The organism is Phenylobacterium sp. (genome assembly GCF_024508875.1).
GTDB lineage: Bacteria > Pseudomonadota > Alphaproteobacteria > Caulobacterales > Caulobacteraceae > Phenylobacterium.
Genome location: NZ_JANINU010000047.1, coordinates 1 through 10,885 on the forward strand (window position 1 = coordinate 1; position 10,885 = coordinate 10,885).

Consider the following 10,885-nt stretch of genomic DNA (forward strand, 5'->3'; position numbering starts at 1 on the left):
TGGACGTCCTGTTCCGACTCGTCCTTCTCGGACGGCGGACGCACGCGGATATCCACGAACTTTGGCTTGTATTGAAACGCACCCGGCATGCGCCAAGTATGGGGGGGAGAAACTTCCCTGCAAGAATTGAAGATGCGGCCAATGGGCGCCATATTTGATGCGATCCGAGACAAGCTCACGACGGCCTTCCAGCCCCTGCGGCTGGAGATCGTCGACGATTCCCACCGGCATGCGGGCCATTCCGGCGCGCGCGAAGGCGGGGAAAGCCATTTCAACGTGACGATCGAGTCGGCGGCCTTCGCGGGTGCGCCGCGGGTGGCGCGCCAGCGCATGGTCTACAAGGCCCTCGAGGCCGAACTGGCCGGGCCGGTCCACGCCCTGTCGGTCAAGGCGCTGGCGCCGGGCGAGGGCTGAGCCCTACACTCGGCGCGAGGCGGAAATAGCAAGAACCCGGGCCCTTGGGGCGAGCGGGACAGAACTGGAGGGGACGGGTTGCGAACGACCATCACCGTCAACGGCGAGGCGCGGTCGCTCGACCTCGACCCGCGAACGACGCTGCTCGACGCCCTGCGCGAGCACCTGAAGCTGACCGGCCCCAAGAAAGGGTGCGACCACGGCCAATGCGGCGCCTGCACCGTCCTGGTGAACGGCGTGCGGATCAACGCCTGCCTCTCCCTCGCCGTCATGCACGATGGCGACGAGGTGACCAGCATCGAGGGCTTGGGCGCAGCCGACCGGCTGCATCCCATGCAGCAGGCGTTCCTGAAGCACGACGCCTTCCAGTGCGGCTACTGCACGCCCGGCCAGATCTGTTCGGCGGTGGCGGTCCTGTCCGAAATCGAGGCCGACGTCCCCAGCCATGCCGGCGACGTCGCCGAGCGGGCCCGCCTGACCGCAGAAGAGCTGCGCGAGCGCATGAGCGGCAACATCTGCCGCTGCTCGGCCTACCCCCAGATCATCGACGCCATCCTCGACGCGGCGGGAGCGACCTCTTGAAGGCCTTCACCTACGAGCGCGCATCGGACGCGCGCGGCGCCGTCGAGGCCGTGGTGAACACGCCCGGCGCGCGGTTCATCGCGGGCGGCACCAACCTGCTGGACCTCATGAAGCTCGAGATCGAGCAGCCGCAGCATCTCGTCGACGTCAGCCGCCTACCGATCGCGGGGATCGAGGACACGGACGAGGGCGGCCTGCGGATCGGGGCGATGGCCACGAACACCCGTGTCGCTTCCGACTCGCGGGTGCGGGCGCGCTATCGGGTCCTGTCTCAAGCCATCGTCTCGGGCGCGTCCGGCCAACTGCGCAACAAGGCGACGACCGGCGGCAACCTGCTGCAGCGGACCCGTTGCCCCTACTTCTACGACACCTCCAAGCCCTGCAATAAGCGCCGGCCGGGCGATGGCTGCGCCGCGATCGCGGGCCACATCCGCGAGAGCGCGATCCTCGGCGCCAGCACGGCGTGCATCGCAGTCCACCCCTCGGATATGGCGGTGGCGCTCGTGGCTCTGGATGCAGAGGTCGAAACCCTGAGCCCTGCCGGCCACGCGCGCCGCTTCCCGCTCATGGAGTTGCACCGGCTGCCGGGCGATACGCCCCACCTGGAGACCCACCTTATCCCGGGCGAGTTGATTACCGCGGTGGTCCTGCCGCCGCCCCCGCCGGGCGGCCAGCAGTACCGCAAGGCGCGTGACAGAGCGTCGTACGCCACCGCCCACGCCAGCGTCGCGATCGCTGGCGGGCGCATCGCGCTCGGCGGCCTGGCCCACAAGCCCTGGCGCGCAGTCGACGCCGAGGCCGCCCTCGCGGACGGGGCCAGCCCTGCCGAAGCGATGGCGCGCGAACTGAAGGACGCCGCCTTGCGCGACGAGAACGCCTTCAAGGTCCCGCTGGCGACGCGCCTCGTCGCGGCGACCATCGCCGAAGCCCAGGCTCAAGCCGGCGCGGGGAGGGACGCATGAGCTCCGTGCACGACTGGGCCGCGCCCAATCCCGTCACCACCAACCGCTCGGGTTTGATCGGCAAGCCCGTGGACCGTTACGAGGGGCCGCTGAAGGTCACCGGCACGGCGCCCTATGCCTACGAGGTCCAGCCGCCGTCGCCACCGGCCTATGGCGTGATGGTCGGCGCGACCATCGCCGCCGGACGGATCGCCGACGTCGACATCGCGGCGGCGGAAGCCTCGCCGGGCGTCCTCGCCGTCTGGACGCATCGCAACGTCCCCTCGCAGCCGCCACGAGGCGCCAAGGCCCACCCGCGCAGCACGGCCGGATCCAGTCCGGCGCTGGAGAACGATCGCGTCAGCTATTTCGGCCAGCCGGTGGCCTTCGTCGTCGCCGACACGCTGGAGAATGCGGTCGCCGCATCGATGCTGGTGAACCTGACCTACGAGGCCGATGCGCCGGACGTGGATTTCGCCGCCAGTCTGGACGCCGCGGGGCAGCCGCCTGGCGAGCAGGACGTGGAGATCGGCAATTTCGAAGACGGGTTCGCCGCTTCGGGGGTGAAGCTGGACGAGACCTGGACGACGCCGATCCAGAACCACTGTCAGATGGAGCCCTGCGCTTCCATCGCCTGGTGGGAGGGCGACGTCTGCGTGGCTCACACCTCGATCCAGATGGTGAAGCCGGCGCAGCACGGGCTGGCCGAGACGCTCGGGATCGATCGCGACGCCGTCCACTTGATGACCCGCTACATCGGGGGCGGTTTCGGTGGGAAAGGCCAGACTTACGACGACCTGACCCTGGCCGCCCTGGCCGCGCGGGCGTTGAAGCAGCCGGTGAAGGTGGCCTTCACCCGCCAGCAGATGATGCACGGCACGATCCACCGGCCGGCGACGGTGCAGCGTGTGCGGTTGGGGGCCGACAAGGACGGCCGGCTGAACGCCTTCTCGCTCATGACCTGGACCCATTGCCATCGCAGCGGGTCGTTCACCGAGCATGCGTCGAACTTCGCGCGGGCGCTGTATGCGGCGCCGAACCGTCTCACCGGCCACCGGCTGGTGCGGCTGGACCTGCCGCACGCCGGGCCGATGCGGGCGCCGGGCGAGGCCTCCGGCACGCTGAGCCTGGAATGCGCCATGGACGAGCTGGCCGAGCAACTTGGCCTTGATCCGGTGGACCTGCGCATCCGCAACGAGCCGCCGGTCGACCCGGAGAATGGCCGCCCGTTCTCGCAGCGCCAGCTTGTCCGCTGTCTGCGGGAAGGCGCGCAACTGTTCGGCTGGGAGCGGCGGACGGCTAAGCCTGGTCAGGTGCGCGACGGCCGCTGGCTGGTGGGCATGGGCATGGCCGCGGCGATCCGCGGCAACTTCCTGCTGCCGGCCAAGTGCAGCTTCTCGGTGGACGCCGAGGGGGTGATCACCGTGCGCCAGGGCATGACGGACATCGGCACCGGGACCTACACGGTCCTGGCGCAGATCGCCGCCGAGACGCTGGGCGTGCCGCTGGGCAAGGTGGTGGTCGAGATCGGCGATTCCGAGCTGCCTCCGGCGCCGGGATCGGGTGGCCAGTTCGGCGCCGCGACGGCAGGATCCGCGGCGCTGGCCGCCGGCATGAATCTGCGCAAGGCGCTCGCCGAGCTGGCGACGGGCGATCCGCGTTCGCCGCTCTATGGCGACGACCCCGAGCTGGTCACGTTCCAGGACGGCGTGATCGCCATCGAGAACAAGTCCGAGACCCTGGCGGCCCTGGTGGCCCGCGCCGCGCCCGAGGGGCTCACGGTGGAAGGCGACAGCCGCCCCGCCGCCGACATGCGTGAGTGGAGCACCCAGACCTACGGCGGCCACTTCTGCGAGGTGGGCGTCGACCCGGTGACGGGCGAGGTGCGGGTGCGGCGGATGCTGGGCGTGTTCGCGGCCGGGCGGATCCTCAACGCGAAGACGGCGAAGAGCCAGCTCACGGGCGGCATGATCTGGGGCATCGCCTCGGCGCTCCACGAGGGCAACGCGGTCGATCCGCGGCACGGTTCGCTGTTGGCCCAGGACCTGGCGCAGTACCTGGTCACCGTGCAGGCCGACGTGGGCGAACTGGACGCCATCATGCTGGACGAGGTGGACGACAAGGCCAACCCGATGGGCATCAAGGGCGTGGGTGAGCTGGGCAATTCCGGCGCGGGCGCCGCCGTGGCCAACGCCATCTACAACGCCTGTGGCGTGCGGGTGCGAGACTATCCCATCACGCCCGACAAGCTGTTGGCCGGCCTGATCGCCAAGGGGCTCTGAGCCGGCCGGAGCCTTTCCGGTTTCCCGGCCGCCCCGAAGGGCGGCCGGGATCCGTATCCAATCAGTAGGTGTAGCGCAGCGTCACGCCGTAGGTGCGCGGCTGGCCCAGGAACGCGTCGTACGAGCCGGACTGCAGCACGGCGTTGAAGCCGACTTGATAGTAGCTGTCGTCGAACAGGTTCTGGGCGAAGGCTTCCACCGCCCACTTCTTGTCCTCCGACTGCACGCCGACGCGGGCGTTGACCAGCGTGTAGCCGGGCTGGTTCTTCACCGGGTCCAGGTCGGAGCCCGTGTTGAAGGACGAGACGCTCTTGGCGTTGATCGCGAAGCGGCCGACCAGGTTCTCGGCGATCGGACGTTCGTAGGTCACGCCCAGCGAGCCCGACCACAGCGGCGCCAGCGACAGCCGGGCGCCCGGCAGGTTCGCGCCGAGGAACAGCGGGTTGCTCTTGGGGTAGTAGGTCTCGGAGTAGGTGACGCCGCCGTTCAGGGTCAGGCCGTCGACCGGCGTGAACCACAGGAAGTCGGCGTCGATACCCTTCGAGATCACCTTCGGCACCGAGGCCACGGAGAAGACCAGGCCGTTGAAGGCGTTGAGCTGGAAGTCGTTGTACTTCTGATAGAAGCCCGTGACGTTCAGCAGCAGGGTCCGGTCGAGCAGGGTGTTCTTGAAGCCGATCTCGTAGGAGTCGACCGTTTCCGGCGCGAAGCTGGTGTCCAACACCGGCGCCGTCGGCTGACCCGCCACGGTCTGGTTGGTGGTCGCGATCCGGTCGAGGTTGAAGCCGCCCGCCTTGTAGCCGCGCGCGTAGGACGCATAGGCCAGCACCTCGGGATTGAACCGGTAGGCCAGCTTGGCCGTGCCGGTGAGCTTCTTTTCCTTCAGATGCTGCTCGTTCGTGCCCACGCGGCCGAAGGCGGGGCTGTTCGAGGCCGCGCAAAGCACCTGATAGGGCCCGGACGCCAGGGTGCCGTCCGCCCGGATGAGCGAGGTCGGAACCAGGCCGCGGAGGGCGGAGGCGCGGGCCAGGGCCAGCGCGCAGCCCGAGCCGCCGTCGGTGTTGTTCCAGGAGGTCTCGAGGTCCTTGTCTTCCCAGGTGTAGCGCAGGCCCACCGTCAGCTCGAGCTTGTCGGTGAACTGGTAGCTGTTGTTGGTGAAGAGCGAGAAGCCCTCTTCCTTCTGGTTATAGAGGTCGTTCTGGCCCTGGCCGGTGACGAACGTCGTGCCCAGCGGGCGGCCCGTGAACACGCTGGAGAGCGTGTTGCTGAACAGGGCGTTGACGTACTGCTCGTACTGCGTGCCGTAGGTGACGGTGCGGACGTGCAGGCCGAGGTCTTCCCGGGTGTAGAACCCGCCGATCAGCCAGTTCAGCTTCTCGGTGGAGCCGGCCAGCCGCACCTCCTGGCTGAAGGTCTTGAACTTGGTCGAGCCGGGGTTCGGATCGGTCTTCAGCGTCGGCGAGTAGAGGATGTCGGCGCTGGTCCAGTCGACGTCGCTGCCGCCCGTCTGCTTCCAGTGGCGCAGGGCCGTGATCGAGGTCAGCTTGGCGCCGCCCAGCCATGGCGTTTCCCAGTTGGCTTCGACCGCGCCGCCCTCGTCGACAACCGTCTTCAGGAAGCTGCGGTTGCTGTAGTCGCGGAAGGCGTCGATATCGATCGGGTTGGCGATGCCTCCCGGCGCCAGGGCCTGGATGATGGCCGCCGTCGCGCCGTTCTTGATCTGCACCGCGCCGCAGCAGCGCTCATCACGCTTGGTGTAGTCCAGAGAGACGTTCACATCGAGCGTCTCGCTGGGCGTGAACAGCACCTGGGCTCGCCCAGTGTAGAACTTCTGGTCGTTGTTGTCCGGGCCGGCGGTCTTGTAATAGCCGTCGCGCTCGCGGGCGGCCACGTAGACCCGGGCGGCCACCTTGTCGTCGACCACCGGGCCGTTCAGCGAGATCGACCCGCCGAAGCCGTCGAAGTTGCTGAAGGTCGCCTCGGACGTGGCGCTCAGGTTGAACGAGGGCCGCTTGGTCATGATGTTGATCACGCCGGCGGTGGTGTTTTTCCCGAACAGGGTGCCTTGCGGGCCCTTGAGGATTTCGATGCGGTCGGTCTCGCCCAGATCGCTGAAGGCGACCCCGTTGCGTGGGCGATAGACGCCGTCGATCACGACGCCGACCGAGCTTTCAAGGCCGGGGTTGTCCCCCACGGTGCCGATGCCGCGGATACGCGCGGTGGTGACGGCCGAACTGGACGTCGAGGTGACCGTCAGGCCGGGGGCCACGATAGTCAGGTCCTTGATGTCGCGGACGCCGGCGTCCTGGATCTGCTGGGCGTTGACCGACGTGACGACGATCGGGACGTCCTGCAGGCTCTGTTCGCGCTTCTGGGCGGTGACGACGATCTCATCGACGGTCCGCTGGTTGTCGTCGGGCTGGGCCAGCGCGACGGCCGGCGCGAGCAGGAACAGGGCTCCGAACATGGAGCCGCCGCAAAGCAAATGAACTCTTTTCACTAGACCTTACCTCCCCTTGACGCCTCTGAAACGGGCGTCTCATCGTTCCGCACGATACCGGACAAACCTTGCGCGAGCGCAGTCTGCGCGGTCTCCCGTTCGATTTTCTTGGAGCGCGGCCTTCCGGCCACAACCTGCCGAGGAGCCGATGGGCTGTAGGCCTCTCTTAACAGGCGCGCTATAGCTTTTACCGTGTTGGAAAAGCTGCTGAACAACCTGCGCATCGCCGCCACGGCCGTGGCCGTGACCCTGCTGGCCGCGCAAGGCGCGCAAGCGCGCATCTTCTACATCACCCAGTCGGGCCGGGATGCGTGGACCGTCATGGACGCGGGCGGCATCGAGAAAACGCCCGGATCGCCCGTGCGCAAGGCGTGGGCGGTTCGCGTCCAGCGAAACATCCTGAGCGGCGATCCGCCTCAGCCGGGCTACGTCCGCACGCTGACGGAGTACGATTGCGCCGCCGGCCGGACGCGGTGGCTCGAATTCTCGGCCTTCTCGCGCTCGGGCGGCCTGCTGGTCAACAAGACCAATCCGCAGCCGGAATGGGGCCCGGCGACCGAGGCGTCCGATACCTACGCCGCCTACCGGGTCGTTTGTGAGGGCGTCGGGGGCGGCTCGGTGGTCGCCGCCGACAGTGTCGCGAAGGTGGTTATCAACCTGATGGCGTCTTGGGATCCGCCGCCTGAGCCGTTCGCGCCGATCACGCCTGCGCCGGCGCCCGCCGCGCCGCCGGCCAAGCCCGGTTCGACGGCCGCGAAGACGCCCGCGGCGAAGGCTCCGGCCGCGAAAGCAGCGACGAAGCCCGCACCGAAGACCTGACGCGCTACTTCATGAGCTGGCCGCGGATCGCCCCGGCCGGGAACTCCGCGTTGTGGACGTTGACGTAGTAGCCGGCGGGATTGGCCAGCAAATCCTTGACGACGTCGGCGCCGACGGTCGCGCAGCCCGAAGCCTTGCCCGCCGCATCGGGAGCCTTCATCGGCACCACCGGCGGCCCCGAAGCTCCGGCCGCGCCCTTGTGGACGTGGGCCGCCGTGGCCGCGCCGATCTTCTCGACCATCAGGTCGTAGCAGACCTCGTTCTTGGACGTGTCGATCTTGAAGGTGGCGTGGCCCGCCCCGTCGGTGTCGGGCGAGCCTGCGCCGCCCAGATGGGCCATGAGCGTTTCAGCCGCCATCGCCGGGGCAGCGCCAACGGAAGCCGCGACAAGGGCGGCGACGAAGGTGGTTCGGATCATCTGTGTTTCCTCCTGGAGCCCCCGACTTGTGGAGGGCAGGGGAAACCTGGCGGGACCGGCCGTCAACCGGTCCCGCCAAAGGTCAGCCTCAGTTCCGCGTCGGCAGGACGACCGGAAGCTCCTCGTAGCCCTTCACGAACGACGACAGGACCCGTCGCGGCGGCCCGACGACCTCGATCCGCGGGAAGCGGGCGAGGATCTCTTCCCAGATGATCTTCAGTTGCAGTTCGGCCAGACGGTTGCCCACGCAGCGGTGGATGCCGAAGCCGAACGACAGATGCTGGCGCACCCGCGGCCGCTCGATCCAGTAGTCGTTCGGCCGCTCGATGACTTCCTCGTCGCGGTTGCCCGAGACGTACCACATGGCGACCTTGTCGCCTTCCTTGATGGTCTTGCCGCCCAGCTCGACATCGCGCTTGGCGGTGCGGCGCATGTAGGCCAGCGGCGTCTGCCAGCGGATGGTCTCGGAGACCATGTTGGGGATCATCGCCGGGTTGGAGCGCAGGATACGGTCCTGGTCGGGGTTCTGGTGAAGCGCAAGGACCGAGCCTGAGATCGTGTTGCGGGTCGTGTCGTTGCCGCCGACGATCAGGAGGATCAGGTTCCCGAGGTATTCCATGCGGTCCATGTTCCGCGTGGCTTCACCATGGGCCAGCATCGAGATCAGGTCGGGTTGCGGCGGCGCGTTCACGCGCTCGTTCCACAGGCGCATGAAGTAGTCGACGCACTCGAAGAGCTCGGCGCGGCGTTCCTGCTCGGCGATCTCCGGATCGGTCGAGCTGAAGAGGCCGGAATCCGGCGAAGCGGTGGCGACGTCGCTCCAGCGGGTCAGCTTGCGACGGTCCTCCCACGGGAAATCGAAGAGGGTCGCGAGCGTCATGGTGGTGAGCTCGATGGACACCTTGTCGACCCAGTCGAACTGCTCGCCGATCGGCAGGCTGTCGAGGATGGCGCCCGCGCGCTGCCGGATGATGGGCTCGAGGTAGGCCAGGTGGTTCGGCGCCACGATCGGCTGGACGGTCTTGCGCTGGATGTCGTGCTTCGGCTGGTCCATCGCGATGAACATCGGAAGCGTGAAGTCTTCCGCCGGGTCGGGGAGCACGATGGTGGGCTCGGACGAGAACGCCTCGTGGTTCGTGTCGACGGCCATGATGTCGTTGTACTTGGTCACCGACCAGTACGAGCCGATGTCTTCCCAGGGCGTTTCTGCGGTGTAGTGGACCGGGTCCTCCTTCCGCAGGCGCTCGAAGTAGGGCCACATGGTGTCGGTGCGGAAGAGCTCCGGGTCCGCCGGGTTGATCTGCTCCAGCGGCATCGAATAGGCGGCGTCGCGGGCCGCGCGCTGCAGGTCGATCGACGCGTCGTCCATGGGTTACCTCCTCGTCGCGGGTCTGCGGCCCGCATTTCCCAGGCGAGACGATGACCTTGGGGGGGCTCCGAGTCAAGAAACGTGACGCTGGCGTCAACTTTTCCGCGCTGAAAAAATAGAACGACGATGCAGGGAGGCGTGGATGGCGGGACTTGAGGGCGGCTGTGCGTGCGGGACGGTACGCTACCGGCTGATGTCGGGGCCGATGTTCGTCCACTGCTGCCATTGCAGCGACTGCCAGCGTCAGGTCGGCAGCGCCTTCGTGATCAACGCGCTGATCGAGACCGATCGGATCGAGATGCTTTCCGGCGAACTGCGCCCCACCGCGATGCCAACGGACTCGGGGCGCCCGCACATCGTCTACCGGTGCGGAGACTGCGGTACGACCATCAGGTCGGACTACGGCGACCGCAAGGTCCTTAGCTTCCTTCGCGCCACGACGCTCGACGAGCGCGCGGCGCTGCCGCCCGACGTGCACATCTTCACGAGGTCGAAGCTGCCGTGGGTGCGGTTTCCGGAAGGCGCGCGGGTCTTCGAGGTCTACTACGACATGGCGAAGGAGTGGCCGCCCGAAAGCCTGGCTCGCCGCGAGGCGCTGCTCGGACCCGGCCGCTAGCGGCCCTCGTCGACGCCCTCAGCTTTTCTCTCTGGCATGCATGCGACAGCGCGATAAACATTCGTTTGAATCGCTGCCGCAGGGGATCGCATGGCGTCCGACGTTCTTTTTACGCCCTTCACGTTGAAGGGGCTGACCCTTCCGAACCGCATCGTCATGGCGCCCATGACGCGCTCGTTCTCGCCGGGGGGCGTGGCGACCGATGAGGTGGCGGCCTATTACCGCCGGCGCGCCGAGAACCAGGTCGGGCTGATCGTGACCGAGGGCACCGGTGTCGACCGGCCGGCCTCGGTGAACGACCCCAACGTTCCACGCTTCCACGGCGAGAAGGAACTGGCCGCCTGGGGCAACGTCGTGTCCGAGGTGCACAAAGTCCACGGCCTCATTGCGCCGCAGCTCTGGCACGTGGGCGCGGTCAAGACCCGCAGCGAGGACTGGAGCCCGCCCGGCCCCTACGACAGCCCGTCGGGCCTGTCCCGTCCCGACAAGAAGTTCGGCGAGCCGATGACCGACGCCGAGGTGGCCGACGCCATCCGAGCCTTCGCCGAGGCGGCGGCCGAGGCCAAGCGGCTGGGCTTCGATGCGGTCGAACTGCACGGCGCCCACGGCTACCTGATCGACCAGTTCTTCTGGGACGGCACGAACGTTCGCGAAGACGCCTATGGCTCGAAGGACCTGCCGGGCCGCGCCCGCTTCGCCGCGGACATCCTGCGCGCGGTGCGCAAGGCCGTGGGGCCGGACTATCCGGTGATCATCCGGGTCAGCCAGTGGAAGCAGCAGGATTACGAGGTGAAGCTGGCCAAGGATCCGAAGGCGCTGGAAGCCTGGCTGGGTGCGCTGGTGGAGGCCGGGGCTGACATCATCCACTGCTCGCAGCGCCGGTTCTGGGAGCCGGAGTTCGAGGGCAGCGACCTCAACTTCGCCGGCTGGGCCAAGAAGGTCAC

The 10,885-nt window shown here is 68.0% G+C and carries 10 protein-coding genes; 7 read left to right on the forward strand and 3 right to left on the reverse strand.

Annotation, left to right across the window (positions count from 1 at the left end):
• Positions 1–141: 141 nt before the first annotated feature.
• The 4 genes from Q0L11_RS04940 (at position 142) to Q0L11_RS04955 (ending at position 4,219) form a co-directional block, all read left to right on the forward strand.
• On the forward strand, positions 142–414 hold the full coding sequence (locus Q0L11_RS04940; RefSeq protein WP_296595781.1) for a BolA family transcriptional regulator: 273 nt from the start codon (positions 142–144) through the stop codon (positions 412–414).
• A gap of 78 nt (positions 415–492) precedes the next feature.
• Positions 493–996, forward strand: a complete 504-nt coding sequence (locus Q0L11_RS04945; RefSeq protein WP_296595783.1) for a 2Fe-2S iron-sulfur cluster-binding protein — start codon at positions 493–495, stop codon at positions 994–996.
• Positions 993–1,958 (forward strand): xanthine dehydrogenase family protein subunit M, encoded by a 966-nt coding sequence (locus tag Q0L11_RS04950; RefSeq protein WP_296595784.1) that lies wholly within the window; start codon positions 993–995, stop codon positions 1,956–1,958. The genes Q0L11_RS04945 and Q0L11_RS04950 overlap by 4 nt, the downstream gene beginning before the upstream one ends.
• Complete coding sequence (locus Q0L11_RS04955; protein WP_296595785.1) at positions 1,955–4,219, forward strand: xanthine dehydrogenase family protein molybdopterin-binding subunit; 2,265 nt, start codon at positions 1,955–1,957, stop codon at positions 4,217–4,219. The genes Q0L11_RS04950 and Q0L11_RS04955 overlap by 4 nt, the downstream gene beginning before the upstream one ends.
• Positions 4,220–4,280: 61 nt before the next feature.
• Here Q0L11_RS04955 and Q0L11_RS04960 read toward each other — a convergent pair whose 3' ends face one another.
• On the reverse strand, positions 4,281–6,686 hold the full coding sequence (locus Q0L11_RS04960; RefSeq protein ID WP_296595786.1) for a TonB-dependent receptor: 2,406 nt from the start codon (positions 6,684–6,686) through the stop codon (positions 4,281–4,283).
• 225 nt (positions 6,687–6,911) lie between these two features.
• Here Q0L11_RS04960 and Q0L11_RS04965 point away from each other — a divergent pair, with 225 nt between their 5' ends.
• The gene (locus tag Q0L11_RS04965; RefSeq protein ID WP_296595788.1) at positions 6,912–7,538 is read left to right on the forward strand and encodes a surface-adhesin E family protein; all 627 of its coding nucleotides are present in this window, start codon (positions 6,912–6,914) and stop codon (positions 7,536–7,538) included.
• A 4-nt stretch (positions 7,539–7,542) separates the two neighbouring features.
• On the opposite strand, the gene Q0L11_RS04970 is transcribed toward Q0L11_RS04965, so the two are convergent.
• Both Q0L11_RS04970 and Q0L11_RS04975 read right to left on the reverse strand, forming a co-directional pair.
• Complete coding sequence (locus Q0L11_RS04970) at positions 7,543–7,956, reverse strand: CHRD domain-containing protein (protein WP_296595789.1); 414 nt, start codon at positions 7,954–7,956, stop codon at positions 7,543–7,545.
• Between the two features lie 88 nt (positions 7,957–8,044).
• Positions 8,045–9,325, reverse strand: a complete 1,281-nt coding sequence (locus tag Q0L11_RS04975) for a cytochrome P450 (protein ID WP_296595790.1) — start codon at positions 9,323–9,325, stop codon at positions 8,045–8,047.
• Between the two features lie 142 nt (positions 9,326–9,467).
• Between Q0L11_RS04975 and Q0L11_RS04980 the strand changes: the two genes are divergently transcribed.
• Both Q0L11_RS04980 and Q0L11_RS04985 read left to right on the forward strand, forming a co-directional pair.
• The gene (locus tag Q0L11_RS04980; protein ID WP_296595791.1) at positions 9,468–9,941 is read left to right on the forward strand and encodes a GFA family protein; all 474 of its coding nucleotides are present in this window, start codon (positions 9,468–9,470) and stop codon (positions 9,939–9,941) included.
• A 90-nt stretch (positions 9,942–10,031) separates the two neighbouring features.
• Positions 10,032–10,885, forward strand: an 854-nt coding sequence (locus tag Q0L11_RS04985; protein WP_296595792.1) for a 12-oxophytodienoate reductase, incomplete at its 3' end; no start/stop codon positions are given.